The sequence below is a fragment of the Mesorhizobium sp. genome (assembly GCF_041661565.1).
Classification (GTDB): Bacteria; Pseudomonadota; Alphaproteobacteria; order Rhizobiales; family Rhizobiaceae; genus Mesorhizobium.
In genome coordinates this window covers 1-16281 of the sequence record NZ_JBAZUD010000007.1, presented here as the reverse complement: position 1 = coordinate 16281, position 16281 = coordinate 1, and the positions used below count along the sequence as shown (strand labels likewise).

At 63.4% G+C, this 16281-nt stretch carries 12 protein-coding genes; 4 read left to right on the top strand and 8 right to left on the bottom strand.

Going from position 1 to position 16281, the window contains the following annotated elements; translation table 11 throughout:
- Window positions 1-107: 107 nt before the first annotated feature.
- Complete coding sequence (locus WC739_RS02495; protein WP_372951429.1) at window positions 108-1475, bottom strand: cytochrome P450; 1368 nt, start codon at window positions 1473-1475, stop codon at window positions 108-110.
- 212 nt (window positions 1476-1687) lie between these two features.
- On the opposite strand from WC739_RS02495, the gene WC739_RS02490 reads away from it, so the two are divergent.
- From WC739_RS02490 to WC739_RS02475, 4 genes are all read left to right on the top strand, one after another.
- On the top strand, window positions 1688-2257 hold the full coding sequence (locus WC739_RS02490; protein WP_372951428.1) for an NADPH-dependent FMN reductase: 570 nt from the start codon (window positions 1688-1690) through the stop codon (window positions 2255-2257).
- Window positions 2258-2348: 91 nt separating this feature from the next.
- Entirely contained in the window at window positions 2349-4979 is a 2631-nt protein-coding gene (locus tag WC739_RS02485) for a caspase family protein (protein WP_372951427.1), read from the top strand.
- 145 nt (window positions 4980-5124) lie between these two features.
- The gene (gyrB, locus tag WC739_RS02480; RefSeq protein WP_372951426.1) at window positions 5125-7596 is read left to right on the top strand and encodes a DNA topoisomerase (ATP-hydrolyzing) subunit B; all 2472 of its coding nucleotides are present in this window, start codon (window positions 5125-5127) and stop codon (window positions 7594-7596) included.
- A gap of 229 nt (window positions 7597-7825) precedes the next feature.
- Entirely contained in the window at window positions 7826-8743 is a 918-nt protein-coding gene (locus tag WC739_RS02475; RefSeq protein WP_372951425.1) for a hypothetical protein, read from the top strand.
- Between the two features lie 86 nt (window positions 8744-8829).
- Here the strand turns inward: WC739_RS02475 and WC739_RS02470 are convergent, their stop codons facing one another.
- From WC739_RS02470 to WC739_RS02440, 7 genes are all read right to left on the bottom strand, one after another.
- Entirely contained in the window at window positions 8830-10227 is a 1398-nt protein-coding gene (locus tag WC739_RS02470) for an NAD(P)(+) transhydrogenase (Re/Si-specific) subunit beta (RefSeq protein WP_372951424.1), read from the bottom strand.
- Between the two features lie 6 nt (window positions 10228-10233).
- A complete protein-coding gene (locus tag WC739_RS02465; RefSeq protein ID WP_372951423.1) occupies window positions 10234-10659 on the bottom strand; it encodes an NAD(P) transhydrogenase subunit alpha in 426 nt (141 codons plus the stop codon).
- Window positions 10659-11939, bottom strand: a complete 1281-nt coding sequence (locus tag WC739_RS02460; RefSeq protein ID WP_372951422.1) for a Re/Si-specific NAD(P)(+) transhydrogenase subunit alpha — start codon at window positions 11937-11939, stop codon at window positions 10659-10661. Before WC739_RS02460 ends, WC739_RS02465 begins: the two co-directional genes overlap by 1 nt.
- Before the next feature lie 84 nt (window positions 11940-12023).
- Complete coding sequence (locus WC739_RS02455) at window positions 12024-12248, bottom strand: aa3-type cytochrome c oxidase subunit IV (protein ID WP_372951421.1); 225 nt, start codon at window positions 12246-12248, stop codon at window positions 12024-12026.
- A gap of 257 nt (window positions 12249-12505) precedes the next feature.
- Window positions 12506-12655 carry a DUF3096 domain-containing protein gene (locus WC739_RS02450; RefSeq protein ID WP_080680904.1) on the bottom strand — a complete coding sequence of 50 codons (150 nt, stop codon included), beginning with the start codon at window positions 12653-12655 and terminating at the stop codon, window positions 12506-12508.
- A gap of 123 nt (window positions 12656-12778) precedes the next feature.
- A complete protein-coding gene (locus WC739_RS02445) occupies window positions 12779-13558 on the bottom strand; it encodes a hypothetical protein (protein ID WP_372951420.1) in 780 nt (259 codons plus the stop codon).
- Between the two features lie 260 nt (window positions 13559-13818).
- Complete coding sequence (locus tag WC739_RS02440; protein WP_372951419.1) at window positions 13819-16131, bottom strand: putative bifunctional diguanylate cyclase/phosphodiesterase; 2313 nt, start codon at window positions 16129-16131, stop codon at window positions 13819-13821.
- Window positions 16132-16281: the final 150 nt, after the last annotated feature.

Sequence of the window (16281 nt, the reverse complement as noted above, 5' to 3'; positions counted from 1 at the left end):
GAACGGTGGGTTACGAGAACCGGAGCGGAGCGTACTTTTGGTACGTGAGCACCGGAAGCGCAGGAAGCCATCGTTCGCAGGCCGGCATCACCTGAATATCGGCATGCCTAGCGAGGCGTGACCTGCATGGGCAGCCCGCCTTGCGGCTGCGTGGTCAGTTTCTGCACCGGCCAGGGCTTTGTCTCGGCGGTGGTATCGAAGCGGAACCGCGACAGGAGGATGGCGAGCGCGATGATCGCCTCCTGCATGGCGAAGCTGGCTCCGATGCAGACACGCGGCCCGGCGCCAAAGGGCAGATACTGGAAGCGATCGATCTTTTCACGATTTCCCGGATGGAACCGTTCGGGCAGGAACGCGTCCGGCCTGTCCCAGAGCTTTCTGTGGCGATGGACGACCCAGGGCATGACAAGCACGGCAGCGTGCTTCGGAATATAAAGATCCTTCCACGTCTCCGGCACGATTGGCTCGCGGTTGATCGACGGCGCCGGCGGATAGAGCCTGAGGGCCTCATCGAAGGCAGCGCGGGTGAACGGCATGGCGTCGAGCCATTTGGTCGGATCGGACTCGCGCGCCAGCACCTCGTCGATCTCCCGCTCGACCCTGGCGCGCTCCCACGGCGATTCCGCCAGACAATAAAGCGTCCAGCCCAGCGCCCGCGCCGTCGTCTCGTGGCCGGCGCCGATGAAGGTGATGATGTTGTCCTCGACCTCGGCCCGCGTCAGCCCGTCGGGTCCCTCGGCCTTCAACAGAAGCGTCAGGAAGTCCTGCGGCACGCCTTCGGGATCGCGCTTGAACCTGGCCTCGCGCATCTTGACCGTGTCGGTGACGATCTTGCGGAAATAGGCCATGGTCTTGCGGCCGCGAAGGCGGGTCAGGCGCGGCAGCCAGTCGGGCGCGCGCAACAGGTCGAGCGGGTCGACACGGCCCATGGTCTCGAACAGGCGGTCGATCTCGTGGGCGAAACTGCCGGGCTCGCCGGCGATCTCGCCGGAGAACAGCGTCTCTGCCAGGATGTCGTAGGTCAGCAGCGTCATGTCGTGGGCGATGTCAGACGTGCCGCCCGCTTCGTAGCGGGTGACGAACTCCCGGGTTCGCTTGAGCATCGGCTGGGCGAAGCCGAAGATGTGGCGCGGCGTGAACACCGGCGCCATCGCCTTGCGCGAGCGCTTCCAGACCTCGCCCTCGGCGGTCAGCAGCCCGTCGCGCAGGATCGGCCGCAGGATCTTCTGGCGCACCGTCGCCATCTTGTAGTTCTTGGCGTTGTCGACCAGCACATGGCGGATCAGCCCCGGATCATTGGCGACGATCAGATGCCCGCCGACGCCATTCGCCGAAATCCATGGCTCGTTGTAGGTGAGCTCGCCCCACAATTCGAGCGGATTGCGGTAGACGATGCGGATCATCTCCAGCGTCGAGGGCGGCGTCGTGCGCGGCTTCGGCGCCGGGGGAACGAAGGGGGCGGGCTGTGCGTCCATGAAGTGCTCCGCTGGTCCTGTCAATGTAGTGGCTGGCACTCCGGGCGTCCATGTGACGGAACGGCAGGCATTTGTTGGGCTTGGCGGACTCCGGGGCCAGACAGTGTGTTCATCCAATCGTGACGGCCGTGGGCGAGGTCCTGCCTTGTCCATCAAGGCGCGCTGCCGTAGTGACGGTTACCAACAGATACCGCCAGGCAAAGGAGCCCACCTTGAAACATCAGTTGAACATCATCATCGGCAGCACGCGGCCCGGCCGCGCCGGGCCTGTCTTCGGGCAGTGGCTGGAGGCATTCGCGCGCGAGCACGGCAAGTTCGAACCGGTGCTGACCGACATCCACGCGTTCAACCTGCCGGTGCTGGATGAGCCGCACCATCCGCGGCTCGGCAACTACCAGAACGAGCATACCAAGGCCTGGTCGAAGGCCATCGATGCCGCCGACGCCTTCGTGTTCGTGGCGCCGGAATACAACTACTTCGCGGCACCGGCGATCGTGAACGCGATCGACTACCTGTCGCGGGAATGGAAGTACAAAGCCGCCGGTATCCTCAGCTATGGCGGCGTCTCCGGCGGCCTGCGCGCGGCGCAGTCCCTCAAGCCATTGCTGGCCGCAGTCGGCGTCATGCCGATCTCCGAGGGCATCGCGCTGCCGATGTACCAGACACTGCTCGACGAACACGGCGCTTTCAACGCCAGCGAACAGGTCCAGGGCGGCGCCAGGACCATGCTGGACGAGTTGCTGCGCTGGAGCCAAGCGCTAAAGCCGCTGCGCACTGCTTGAACGAGCCCGGCTTCGACCAAGAGCGCGGCTTGCCCATGCCGTAAAGAGGTGGAATGCTCGCGTCGATCAACCAGCCGGGGGGCGGTTCGACTTGCGCCTGCTGTTTGCCACGCTGCTGATGTTCGCGACCACCGCCGCCGGGGCGGCGGAACGGCGCGTGGCGTTGGTGATGGCCGATGACGACTACCGGCTGGTCCGGCCGCTGGCCAACCCCGTGAATGACGGCGAAGCGATGGAAGCCGCGCTGAAGACGCTGGGCTTCGAGGTGGTGCTGGAGACCAACCGCGACCTCAGGCGCATGCGGCGCGCGCTCGACGATTTTCGCGAGGATGCCAAGGGCGCCGATGTGGCGCTCGTCTATTTTTCCGGGCATGGCGTTGAAATCTCTGGCGAGAACCGGCTGCTGCCGGTCGATGCCGACGCGTCCTCGCTGGACGCGCTGGCCAAGACCAGCCTGAAGCTGGAAGAGGTACGCGACGCTGTCGCCGCCATCGCCAAGGTCGGGCTGGTCGTGCTCGACGCCTGCCGCAGCGATCCGTTCTCCGGCACGATGAGCGAAGGGCGTGGCGCGACGTCTCTGGCGAAGGATATCGCGGACAAGGTCAAGCCTGGTCTCGGCAGGATTGGCCGCGCGGAAAACATCCTGTTCGCCTTCTCTGCGGCGCCAGGCGAGACGGCCGCCGACGGCACCGGACAAAACTCGCCGTTCACCACCGCGCTGACCAAGTATCTCGGCACCGACGGGCTCGAAATCCGCTCGGTGCTGACGCTGGTGCAGCAGGAGGTCTATGATCTGTCGCGGGGAAAGCAGTTGCCCTATGTCGAGAGCGGCCTGCCGAAACTGTTCTTTGCCGCCGAGGCCAAGGAACGATTGCCGGAACGCGAACGGCTTTTGCTGGCCATGGCCGACGTTACGCCGGAAATGCGCGTCGAGGTGGAACAGATCGCCAGCGATGCGGACGTGCCGCTGGCGCCGCTCTACGGCGCGCTGATCAGCGCCGATGCGAGCCATCTTTCGGCGGACAGCCTGAATGCCCGGTTGCGCGAGGCGGCCGACGCCTTCGTCAAGGTGCGCGGCGAGATGAAGATGCTCGCCTCCGACGACCCGAAGGTGACCGAACTGCGCCTTCAGGCCGAGGAACAGCTTTCGCTCGGCGCGTTCGACGGCGCCCGCGCCATCCTCGCCAAGGCGGCCGACATCGACAACGTCTCGCGCAACGCGCTGAAGGTCAATTTCGTCAGCCGGACGCTGTCCGAAGCCGCGACGCGTTTTCTGTCCGGCGGCGCGGCGCGCGCCGAGCTCGACTATGCCACCGCCATCGGCGACTACGAATCCGTGCTGGCGCTCTATGGCGAAGCCGGCCAGACCCCGCTCAGCCTGGAACAGGCCGACCGCCAGAGCCGCACGCTGGAGGAACTGGGCGTTCTCTATACGACTGTCGGCAACGTCGAGGCGGCCGGCCGCGCCTTTGCCGCACTGTTGGCCAATCTCGAGCAGCGGTCGCGTCAGGAAACCGCCCCCAGCGTCAAGCGCGATCTCGCCGTCAGCCATATCAAGCTCGCCAACATAAGGATGGCTCAGGGCGACCTGCCAACCTCGCTGGAAAACTACGAGGCGGCCAGGGACATACTGCAAAACCTGACCGCAGGCATGCCGGACAAGAAGGTCTGGCTTAGCGATCTGGCCACGGCCAACGACAAGATCGGCAACGTGCTGGCGACGCAAGGCGTCGTGGGGGCCGCCGCCAAGGCCTATCAACAGAGCCTGTCGATCAAGCAGCAATTGGTCGATGCGGAGCCGAACAGCGCCGGTCTGCTGCGCGACCTGACGATTACCTATGATGAAATCGGCGACCTTGCGCGGACCGCCGGCCAGTTGGACGGCGCCCAGACGGCCTTTGAAGAGAGCCTGAGAATTCGGCTGGCGCTGGCCGAGAACAAGCCCGATGACCCTGAGCGCCAGCGCGCTGTCGCTGTCAGCCAGGAAAGGATCGGTGACGTGATGCGCGAGCGCGGCGACGTGGCCGGTGCGCTCGCGGCCTACTCCAACAGCCAGGCGATCGCCGAAGAACTGGCGCGCCGGGACCCTGACCATACCGATCTCAAGCGAGACCTGTCGATCAGTCATGTCAAGATCGGCAACGCGCTGAGCGACCAGAAGAACTGGCCCGCGGCGCTGAATTCGTATCAGCAAGCACTGGCTGTAACGCGGGACCTTGCCGCCGGCGACCCCGCCAACAGCGAATGGCAGCGCGACCTGTCGGTCTGCCTGGAGAAGGTGGCCGGTGTGCTCGATCAGCAAGGCGATGTCAGCGGCGCGCTGCGACACTACCAGGACAGCCTTGCCATTGCCGACCGGCTGGCCAAGCTCGACCCGGCCAATTCGGACTGGCAGCGCGACCTCTCGATCACTCTGGCCGAAATCGGCATGATGGAGACAAAACAGCGCCACTTCGAGGGCTCCCGGAAAGCCTTCGAGGCCAGCCTCAAGATCCGCCAGCACCTGGCGAAATCCGATCCGAACAATGCGATCTGGCAATTTGACCTGGTGCAGGCCTATATCAATTACGCGTATGTGGCCAAGGATCCGAAGGCCGTGCTGACCAAGGCTCTGGACCTGACGGTGGAACTCGACCGCACCGGCCGGCTGGCGCCCAGGGACAAATCGACGATCCGATATCTGCGCGACCTTCTCGCCAAATTCGACGCTCGAAAAAAATAGCCGGCTGCCAGCTCCGGATTCGGCCTGGAAATGCCCGCAAACCTTGGAAAAACCGCCTTTCGCGCCTATATCTAGGCAATATCAGAGGCGCGATTCGGGGCCGGTTTTTCGCGCTGAGCAAGCGGCATCCAGACAACAGGTTTTCATGAGCGACCAGAACGAGAACGCCAATGGCGCCGACGCCGAATACGGCGCCGATTCCATCAAGGTTTTGAAGGGGTTGGACGCTGTCCGCAAACGCCCTGGCATGTATATCGGCGACACCGACGACGGGTCGGGCCTGCACCACATGGTCTATGAGGTGGTGGACAACGCCATCGACGAGGCGCTGGCCGGTCATGCCGACCTCGTCACCGTGACGCTCAACCCCGACGGCTCGGTGACTGTTATCGACAATGGCCGCGGGATTCCGACCGATATCCACACCGGGGAAGGCATTTCGGCGGCCGAAGTGATCATGACGCAGCTGCATGCCGGCGGCAAGTTCGACCAGAACTCCTACAAGGTTTCCGGCGGCCTGCATGGCGTCGGCGTTTCGGTGGTCAACGCGCTTTCGGCATGGCTGAAACTCAAGGTCCGCCGCAACGGCCAGATTTTCGAGATGAGCTTCACGCATGGCAACGCCGACGCACCGCTGAAGGCGACGGGCAGCTACGAGCAAGACAAGCAGCCGGGCACCTATGAGGGCCGCAGCGGCAGCGAGATCACGTTCTTTCCGTCGGCAGAGACCTTCACCATGGTCGAGTTCGACCTTGGCACGCTGGAGCACCGGCTGCGCGAACTCGCCTTCCTCAATTCCGGCGTGCGCATCGTTTTGACCGATGCGCGTCACGCCGACATCGTGCGCCATGAGCTGCACTATGACGGCGGGCTGGAAGAGTTCGTCAAATATCTCGACCGGGTCAAGAAACCGCTGATCGACAAGCCGGTCGCCATCAAGGCGGAGCGCGACGGCATCACCGTGGAAGTGGCGATGTGGTGGAACGACAGCTACCACGAGAATGTGCTGGCCTTCACCAACAACATTCCGCAGCGCGATGGCGGCACGCATCTGGCGGGCTTCCGTGGGGCGTTGACGCGCCAGATCACCGGCTATGGCGAATCCTCGGGCCTGACCAAGAAGGAAAAGGTTTCGCTGATCGGCGACGATTGCCGCGAAGGCCTGACGGCGGTGCTGTCGGTCAAGGTTCCGGATCCGAAATTCTCGTCGCAGACCAAGGACAAGCTGGTCTCGTCGGAAGTGCGTCCAGTCGTCGAGGGATTGGTCAACGAGGCGCTCGGCACCTGGCTGGAGGAACACCCCACCGAGGGCAAGGTGGTCATCGAGAAGGTGATCCAGGCGGCGGCGGCGCGCGAGGCTGCACGCAAGGCGCGCGACATCACCCGCAAGAGCTCGCTCGGCGTCACCTCGCTGCCTGGAAAGCTGGCGGACTGCCAGGAACGCGACCCGGCGAAATCAGAAATCTTCATCGTCGAGGGTGATTCCGCCGGCGGCTCGGCCAAGGGCGGGCGTTCGCGGCAGAACCAGGCCATTTTGCCTTTGCGCGGCAAGATCCTCAATGTCGAGCGGGCGCGTTTCGACCGCATGCTCGGCTCCGACATGATCGGCACGCTGATCACCGCGCTCGGCACCTCGATCGGCAAGGACGAGTTCAACGCCGACAAGCTGCGTTACCACAAGATCATCCTGATGACCGACGCCGACGTCGACGGCGCCCACATCCGCACCCTGCTGCTGACATTTTTCTTCAGGCAGATGCCGGAACTGATCGAGCGCGGCCATCTCTACATCGCCCAGCCGCCGCTCTACAAAGTCACGCGCGGCAAGAGCTCGCAATACATCAAGGACGAGGCCGCCTTCGAAGAGTTCCTGATCGGCTCGGGGCTTGAAGAGGCGTCGCTGTCGCTTGGCTCTGGCGAGGTCCGCACCGGACAGGATCTACGCGCCGCCATCGACGACGCGCTGGCCGTGCGTCAGCTCATCAACGGCCTGCACACCCGCTACAACAGGGGCGTGGTGGAACAGGCGGCGATCGCCGGCGGCCTGAACCCCGAGGTGTTCACCGATCTGGGACGCGCCAACGCCATGGCCGATCGGGTGGCCAAACGACTGGACATCATCGCCGAGGACACCGAACGCGGCTGGACCGGCCGCATGTCGACATCGAACGAAGGCACTGGCGGCTATGTGTTCGAGCGCACGGTGCGCAGTGTCAAAGAATACGCGCATCTCGACCTGGCGCTGATCAATTCGGCCGACGCGCGCCAGCTGGACCGCTATGCACCGCGCCTCAGCGAGGTCTATGACGCGCCCCCGGTCCTGCGCCGCAAGGATGTCGCCGAAACCATTTCGGGGCCGCTGGCACTGCTCAACGCGGTCTTCGCGACGGGCCGCAAGGGGCTGACCATGCAGCGCTACAAGGGTCTCGGCGAGATGAATGCCGAACAGCTCTGGGAAACCACGCTCGACCCGAATGTTCGCTCGCTGCTGCAGGTCAAGGTGCTTGACGCGACGGACGCGGATTCGCTCTTTTCGCGCCTGATGGGCGACGAGGTAGAGCCGAGGCGGGAGTTCATCCAGGACAACGCGCTGTCGGTCGCCAATCTGGATATCTGATCTCGAGTTCGGGGGGCGTTGCTGCCCATGGCCCCCCGTTTGTTCCGTCTGTACCAATCAAATCATTTTGCAGCGGCCCGGAACGGAACTTCCTGCAAGACATTGTGACAGCATCGATCACAATTTCTCACAGGAGGCCTTCATGGGACGTGGAATTTTGCTCTGGTTGCTCGGTATTCCGATTCCGATCATCATCCTTCTTATGCTGTTCGTACGGTAGGGGGCGGAAATGCAGTCCACCCTATCGGCTGTCGACGTATCCGCCTCGACGGAATCGTCATCCACCGCCGTCAGCTGGGGACCGATCATCGCAGGCGCGTTCGCAGCCTCCACGCTGACGTTCATCCTGATGCTGCTCGGCTCCGGGCTCGGACTGACCATGGTTTCGCCATGGTCCGGCTCAGGCGCATCGATCACCACCTTCGCGGTGTCGACCGCCATCTGGCTGGTCATTGTCCAGTGGCTCTCTTCGGGTGTCGGTGGCTATCTGGCCGGACGTCTTCGCACGAAATGGGTCGGTGTCCACACGGACGAGGTCTATTTCCGTGATACAGCCCACGGCTTCCTTGCCTGGGCATTGGCTACCTTGCTTGTCGTCGGCATTCTGGGCTCGGCCTTGTCCGCAGCACTCGGTACCGGCGTCCAGGCGGTGTCCACGGTTGCTTCGAGCGCTGCGCTCGGTGCATCGGCCGGCGCCTCGGCCAACGCAGACAACGCTTCGGCCGACAATGCGACGTCCTACCTGGTCGACTCTTTGTTTCGACCGGCCGATCCGGCCAGGCTCGCCGCCGCCAATGCTGACAGCGATGCAGCTGCGACGGGACAGGCCTCTCGCATCCTGATGGCCAGCGCCGCCGCCGGCGAGATCTCCGCCGACGACAAGACTTACCTTGCGCAATTGGTCGCTGCCCGCACCGGTCTTTCCGAGGCTGATGCCAAGGCACGTGTCGACGCGCTCGTCGCCAAGGTGGAGGACGCCAAGGTCAAGGCCAAGGAGGCGGCTGACGCTGCCAGGAAGGCAAGCGCGACGTTTGCCCTGCTGGGCGCCCTGTCGCTTGTCATCGGTGCCTTCATTGCCAGTGCCGCTGCGGCGCTCGGCGGCAGGCAGCGCGACGACGAGGAAGCGGTTTTCATCACCACCCGTTAACCGCCAGCATCTCCCAGACATGAAAGAGCCCGGCTTCAAACCGGGCTCTTTTCTTTTTTGAGGTATGAGATCACCGTTTGGTCGGTTCAGTGATCCATGGCCTTGACGATCTCCTCGGTCATCTTTTTGGCGTCGCCCAGCAGCATCATGGTGCCGTCCTTGTAGAACAGCGTGTTGTCGATGCCGGCATAGCCGGAGCCCAGCGAACGCTTGACGAACAGGCAGGTGCGAGCCTTGTCGACGTCGAGGATCGGCATTCCGTAGATCGGCGAGGATTTGTCGTCACGAGCCGACGGGTTGGTGACGTCGTTGGCGCCGATGACATAGGCGACATCCGCCTGCGCGAACTCGGAATTGATGTCCTCCAGTTCGAACACCTCATCATAAGGCACGTTGGCTTCGGCGAGCAGCACGTTCATGTGGCCGGGCATGCGGCCGGCGACCGGATGGATGGCGTATTTGACGTCGACGCCATTGGCCTTGAGCTTGTCGGCCATCTCACGCAGCGCATGCTGCGCCTGGGCCACCGCCATGCCGTAGCCGGGCACGATGATCACCTTCTGCGCGTTCATCATCAGATAGGCGGCGTCGTCGGCCGAACCCTGCTTGACCGTGCGCTCGATGCCGTCATCGGCTGCAGCGGCCGTCTCGCCGCCGAAGCCGCCAAGGATGACGGAGATGAAGCTTCGGTTCATGCCCTTGCACATGATGTAGGACAGGATGGCGCCTGACGAACCGACCAGAGCGCCGGTGATGATCAGCGCCAGATTGCCCAGGGTGAAGCCGAGCGCCGCCGCCGCCCAGCCGGAATAGGAATTGAGCATCGAAACGACGACCGGCATGTCGGCGCCGCCGATCGGGATGATCAGCAGGATGCCCAACACCAGCGATGCCGCGACGATCAGCCAGAAGACCAGCTTGGACTCGGTGGTGACAAGCAGCACGATCAGCACGATCAGCGCGATGCCAAGCGCGGCGTTGATGAAATGGCGGCCGCCGATCATGATCGGCTTGCCCGACATGCGGCCGTCGAGCTTGAGGAAGGCGATGACCGAGCCGGTGAAGGTGATGGCGCCGATGGCCACACCCAGGCTCATCTCGATCAGCGCCTGCGCATGGATGTCGCCGTCGGTGCCGATGCCAAAGCTTTCCGGCGCGTAGATGGCCGCGGCCGCGACCATGACGGCCGCAAGGCCGACGAGCGAGTGGAAGGCGGCAACCAGCTGCGGCATCGAGGTCATGGCGATGCGGCGCGCCGTGATGGCGCCGACGCCGCCGCCAATGGCGAGGCCGAGCACGATGAGGCCGAAGCGCCCGGCCGACGGGGTGGCCAGCGCCAGCGTGGTGGCAATGGCGATGGCCATGCCGACCATGCCGTACAGATTGCCCTGGCGGCTGGTGGTCGGATGCGACAGGCCGCGCAGCGCCATGATGAACAGGACGCCGGAGACGAGATAGAGGAAGGACGCGAAGTTGGCGTTCATGGCGCTCTACTTGTCCTTCTTCTTGTACATGGCCAGCATGCGCTGGGTGACGAGGAAGCCGCCGAAGATGTTGACCGAGACCAGCATCAGCGCGACGAAGCCGAAGCCGGCGGCGATGCCTGAGGCGGCGATGCCGACCGCAAGCAACGCGCCGACGACGATGACCGAGGAGATGGCGTTGGTGACGGCCATCAGCGGCGTGTGCAGCGCGGGGGTCACCGACCAGACGACATAATAGCCGACGAAGATCGCCAGGATGAAGATGGCGAAGCGGAAGACGAAGGGATCGATGGCGCCGCCCGACAGCGCGTGCGCGGCTCCACCGGCCGCATCGGCAGCGCCGGGCGCGGCTGCCATGTCGTGCACCGCCAGCCGGACGGCGGCGCTTGCCTGATCGAGCTGGTCGAGAGCCTTCTGCAGGGTCTGATCCATCACGCTATCCCTTTCGGCTTCGACGAGGGCGATTTGGGCGCGGCCGGTTTCCTGGTTGCCGCCTTGCGGGCGGCCGGCTCGGCCGAGGCGTCGGCAACTATTGTCGTGGCTTGGATCGCGGCCGGCTCGACATGAGGCTGCTGATCAGCCTTGACGAACGCCGGATGGACGATCTTGCCGCCGTCGGTCAACATCGTCGCCTTGACGAGATCGTCATCGCGGTTGATGGCCAGCGTCTTGGTCGTCTTGTCGACCAGCGTCTCGAGGAAAGAGAACAGGTTCCTCGCATAGAGGAGCGATGCGGATGCGGCGATGCGGCCCGGCACATTGAGATGGCCGACGATCTTGACGCCGTTGGGCGTCGTCACAACCTGACCGGCCACGGCGCCCTCGACATTGCCGCCGCGCTCGACAGCGAGATCGACGAGCACGGAGCCCGGCTTCATCGAAGCGACCATCGCGGCCGAGACCAGCTTCGGCGCCGGCCGGCCGGGGATCAGCGCCGTGGTTATGACGATATCCTGCTTGGCGATGTGCTCGGCGGTGAGTGCCGCCTGCTTGGCCTGGTATTCCTTCGACATTTCCTTGGCGTAGCCGCCGGCCGTTTCGGCGGCCTTGAATTCCTCGTCCTCGACGGCCAGGAACTTCGCGCCGAGAGAAGCGACCTGCTCCTTCGCGGCGGGGCGCACATCGGTGGCGGTGACGACCGCGCCAAGCCGGCGCGCCGTTGCGATCGCCTGCAGGCCTGCGACGCCGACGCCCATGATGAAGACCTTAGCCGCCGGCACGGTGCCCGCCGCCGTCATCATCATCGGCAAGGCCCGATCGTATTCGGAAGCGCCGTCGATCACCGCCTGGTAGCCGGCAAGATTGGCTTGCGAGGACAGGACGTCCATCGACTGGGCGCGCGTGATGCGCGGCATGAACTCCATCGAGAACGCGGTGACACCGGCCCTGGCCAGAGCCGCGACGGCGTCATCGTTGCCGTAGGGATCCATCATGGCGATGACGGCCGCACCGGCCTTGTAGCTCTTGAGCTCGGCATCGCTTGGCCGGCGCACCTTGAGTACGACATCGGCCTTGGCGACATCGGAAGCCTTGCCGATGGTGGCCCCCGTCTTGGCGAACTCCTCGTCGGGAATGCGCGAGCGTGTGCCGGCGCCGGTCTCGATGACGACATCGAAGCCCAGTGCGGTCAGCCGCTTCACCGTATCCGGCGATGCCGCCACACGAGGCTCGTTGGCATCGAGTTCACGAGGGATGAAAACCGTCTGTCCCACCGCATGATCCTTTCGGCCGGAAACTGTTCCCGCAGGACGCCGGCCGGCCTCGCGGCGGCGCCGTGGACGAAATGTCGGAAATTCTTATCGGAGGAGGAAGGCGCCGACGGCCAGAATCAGAACGAACAGGATTGTCGCCGAGAAGAAACCGCCCGCGAAGAAGCCGAAGGCCATGGCCAGAAGCATGGCGGCGCAGAAAAGCGATCCGTACTTGGCCAGCGCGAGGAATCCCGCATAGGTGCGGTCGTGCTCGGCATAGTCCATCTTCGCGCCCAGTTCGACAGGCCCGTTCGCCGAGTGATCAGCCATGGAAGTACCCCTTCGAAGACATCTTTCAGGCACATAGCGAAAAGCTGGGCCGAGAGCAATGGCGCTCTTGCCGCACCGCAGCCCACAGGGCCCTCAGGGAGAACTCATCTCCGGGGGCGACATGCAGTCTTCAGAGCGGTTCGGATGGCATCGTAGTCGTAAAGGCCGACGGGCAACCTACGTCACGCCGCCCCAAAAAGCTGACGGCAGGCGCGCCGTCGGCTCGAAGGCGGCGCTGGTCACCCTTCGGACCGTCTTCAGCCGGCGAGATGCGGGAACAGTCCGAGCAACCCGACGACGATCAGGTAAAGGGCGACGATGTAGTTCAGCAGCCTTGGCATCACCAGGATCAGAACGCCCGCGATCAGCGAAATGAGCGGGGTGAGAGCGAGCTGGGAGATGTGCATGAGATGTTCCTTACCAGGCTTCGAGGCCATGAGCTGGCGCCGGTGCCGCCCTTGGCATCCCCGAAAACGCTGAAGCGGCCCAAAGGCTCCACGTTCGCCCGGCGAAATCGCGCGCGCGCGATTTCAGGCGGCTTCGCGGTAATATTTCGCGGTCGGCAGGATCGTCAGCGGCGCAAGCTCGCCCGCATGCGGCGTATCGAACAGCATGCGCTGTTCCATCGGCGTCGAACGGAAGAAGGGAAACCGCGACAGGGACCGCTCGCGGATGGCGTTGACGTCGGCGCGGTAGAGCACGACCTTGTTGAAGACGCCAGGATACGCGCGCGGCTCGCTGATCTTCTCGGAATAATAGATCCGCTTGTAGAAGCCGGCATGGTCCTCGCGAATGGTGGACAGGCAATAGGGCGCGTTGAAGTGGAAACACGCCATGCCGGCAAGCCGCAACGTCAAATAGGGGATCTGCGGATAGATGCGCGACCATTCGGGGTCGGAGGCAAACCGGCTGGGGCAAATGAAGCTCAAACCGTCGGCGAGCATCGGCCTGACAATGTCGCCGAAAGCCTTCGTGGACGGCGACATCGGCGTTGCCAAGGTCACGTGATGAATTCGAAGCGTGCTGAGCAGCACCTGGTCGATATAGACCCCGAAGCGGTAGACATTCGGCGTCTCGTCGAGTTCGTCGTAGATGGTCTGATTTTCGTTGTCGGGCACCATATCGTTGGAGCGATATGACTTGTAGCGCAGGCGGTAGATATCCTCGAGATCCTCGCCCTTGTCGCAACGACGATATTCAGTTCGCTCAAGCATCGCGGAGACGTTGCGTGCGAAGCCGGACATGTTGTCCGAGGCGTCCTTGCCGTCCAGGTCCGCTGCTGAGCGAACCGAACTCAACTGCACAATCATCTACTCATACCCCGCACATTGACGCCGCAAACCGACACTACGTCAGGGTTATGCGATGTAAAGATGAAAATGGGAAGGGGATCGTTTACCAGTCGTTAAGGTTAACATTCAACAAAATATTACTAAAATTTGATGGTTTTCTTGGTTTTTCATGCTGGCAGAAAGACGCCGCCGCATAGATTGCCGTGGGCAGGAGCCGAGCCCGGCCCGACGCCGCGGAATGCTGGATGGAATGAAGTCCCGAGACGCAAGGCGCGCAATCAGCGGCGTACCGCTTTCCTGGCCGTCCTGATGTCCTTTGCGAAGGGCCACACGGTGCTCGACATCGTCTCGATGCCAGAGGCGCTGAGCGCCGAACCGAACAGGAACCCCTGCACCAGGTCGGGCTTGACCTCGAGGGCCAGGATCTTGAGCTGCTCGAAGGTCTCGACGCCCTCTACGGTGACGGACAGACCGAGCGGGCGCGACAGGTTGACAATGCCTTTGAGCAGTTCGAGCGAACGCCTGTTCTGCGTGACGTCCATAAGGAACGAGCGATCGATCTTGATCTTGTCGAGCGGCAGCTTGTGCAGGTAGCTCAGGCTCGAATAGCCGGTGCCGAAGTCGTCAAGCGCGATGCGCACGCCAAGCTGCTTCAGTTCCTCGATGTACTGCCGCGTCAGAGACTTGTCGTCGAGCAGCGCCGTTTCGGTGACCTCGATCTCCAGCCGGCCGGCGGCAAGGCCGGAGCGGACCAGCGCGTCGCGAACCTTCTGGATGACGTCACGGCTGCGGAAATCCTTGGCGGACAGGTTGACCGAGACGCTGGTCTGGTCCGGCCATTTGGCGCATTCGGTGCAGGCCGCCTCGAGCACGAAGGTGCTGATTTCGGAAATGATGCCCATTTCCTCGGCCAGCGGTATGAAGATGCCGGGCGAGATCGGGCCGAGATCGGGGTGATCCCACCGGCATAGCGCCTCGCAGCTGGCGATGCGCATGGTGCTCATCGCCACGATGGGCTGATAGACGACCCGCAAGCTCTTGCTTTCCACCGCGCCGCGCAGGTCGGCCTTCATCAGCTGGCGGTTGCGGAAAGCGGCATCCATCGAGGCTTCGAACAGCCGCCAGCTGTTCTTGCCAAGTTCCTTGGCCTTGTAGAGCGCGAGGTCCGCCTTGACGATCATGGCGTCGACATCGGTGTCCCCGACCCGCGACAGCACCGCGCCGCCGCTGGACTGGATGCGCAGCCCATGACCCGCGACGTCCACCTCCCCCTGCAAGGCGGCGAAAATCTCGTCGAGCCTGCCGGTCAGATCGCTTTGGTCCTCGACGCGGTCGAAGAAGATCATGAACTCGTCGCCACCAAAACGGCTGACATTGATGCCTTGCCTGGCAATGGCGGCGAGCCGTTCGGCCACGGCGTAGATCAATCCATCGCCGATCGGATGTCCAAGCGTGTCGTTCACGCTCTTGAAATCGTCGAGATCGAGCACCGCCAGGGCGCAGAGGCGATCGCGGTCGCCGGACGCCATGGCTTCGGCGACCAGTTCGTGGAAATAGGCCCGGTTGGGCAGGCCGGTCAGATTGTCATAGCGTGCCATGAAGCGGATTTTTTCTTCCGCTTCGACACGGGCGGTCACGTCCTCGAAGGTGATGACACCCAGTTCCTGGCTGCCCTCGCGGGCCGAGAACTCGTAGTGCTGGCCGTTGGCCAGGGAAACCAGGACCTTGCGGTCGCGCCCCTCGCGCAGGGCGCGGGTCAGCTGGGCCTCGATATAGCGGCAGTCCTTCGGCGCCAGCATGCCGCCGGCAACGCCGCGCATCAAAAGACCGTGGATCGACCGGCCGAGCAGCGCATCGGCCGATTTGAGCGACATCAGATGCGCGGCCTCGGCGTTGGCCACTGCGACGCGCCCGTCGGGGCCAAGCATGACGAGGCCATGCGACATGGTGTTGAGCGCCCTGTTAAAGCGCTGGGCGATGCGATTGGCCTTCTTCTCTTCCGACACGGCCGCGAAGAGCACATCGCGCACGGTGTTGGCGAATTTGCGGATGGCGAACAGGAACGGCGCCGCCGACAGTCCAAGCAGAACGTGATAGATGTCGCCGCGCAGCAGAAACCCCAGCGAGATCGGCCAGGTCAGGGCAAGGGTCAGAATGGTGACCATGCGCGGCGACCCGTAGTTGCGGCCGGCGATGGACGTGGCGGTCGCCAGCGTCAAACAGACGGAGGCGATCTCGGCGAAATTGTCGCGCGCGAAATAGATGCCGAGCAGGCAGAACGCGCCCAGCGTCAAACCATGCAGGGAGCCATAGAGAATGTAATCATTCTCGCGCTTGTGCGCCTCTTCCCAAGTCGTCGGCGAGGGCATGCTGTTGTATTTTCGAAAGTTTCTCATGCGGAATATGCCGACGAGAATCATCGAGATGGCGACCAGCAAATAAAGCGGGTCGCCATTCTTCCACCAGACAAGACCAATCAGGAAAGTCTGCGCGAGAATGCCGATCGAAAGCGTCATCCCGTCGCGAAACAGGGTTTCCACGAACGGAATATAGACGTCGACCGGGATCTCGTTCTTTTTTCTCAGATTCAACGCCTGAATCCCAACTCTTGGGGGCCAAGCAGTGCCACATCCGCCTTAAGAAAGATTTAGAAAGGCTGTTTCAGAGTGGCAGCCAGGCGAAGTGACGCTGCGGAAACCGAGGAAACTGTCGTTCAGGTAAACAAGCCGTGTCGGTCATTC

What these genes read in the sequence shown, in the direction of transcription:
- WC739_RS02495 (WP_372951429.1), bottom strand. Translation starts at nt 1,475, where the DNA reads ATGGACGCACAGCCCGCCCCCTTCGTTCCCCCGGCGCCGAAGCCGCGC.
- gyrB (WP_372951426.1), top strand. Translation starts at nt 5,125, where the DNA reads ATGAGCGACCAGAACGAGAACGCCAATGGCGCCGACGCCGAATACGGC.
- WC739_RS02475 (WP_372951425.1), top strand. Translation starts at nt 7,826, where the DNA reads ATGCAGTCCACCCTATCGGCTGTCGACGTATCCGCCTCGACGGAATCG.
- WC739_RS02470 (WP_372951424.1), bottom strand. Translation starts at nt 10,227, where the DNA reads ATGAACGCCAACTTCGCGTCCTTCCTCTATCTCGTCTCCGGCGTCCTG.
- WC739_RS02465 (WP_372951423.1), bottom strand. Translation starts at nt 10,659, where the DNA reads ATGGATCAGACCCTGCAGAAGGCTCTCGACCAGCTCGATCAGGCAAGC.
- WC739_RS02455 (WP_372951421.1), bottom strand. Translation starts at nt 12,248, where the DNA reads ATGGCTGATCACTCGGCGAACGGGCCTGTCGAACTGGGCGCGAAGATG.
- WC739_RS02450 (WP_080680904.1), bottom strand. Translation starts at nt 12,655, where the DNA reads ATGCACATCTCCCAGCTCGCTCTCACCCCGCTCATTTCGCTGATCGCG.
- WC739_RS02445 (WP_372951420.1), bottom strand. Translation starts at nt 13,558, where the DNA reads ATGATTGTGCAGTTGAGTTCGGTTCGCTCAGCAGCGGACCTGGACGGC.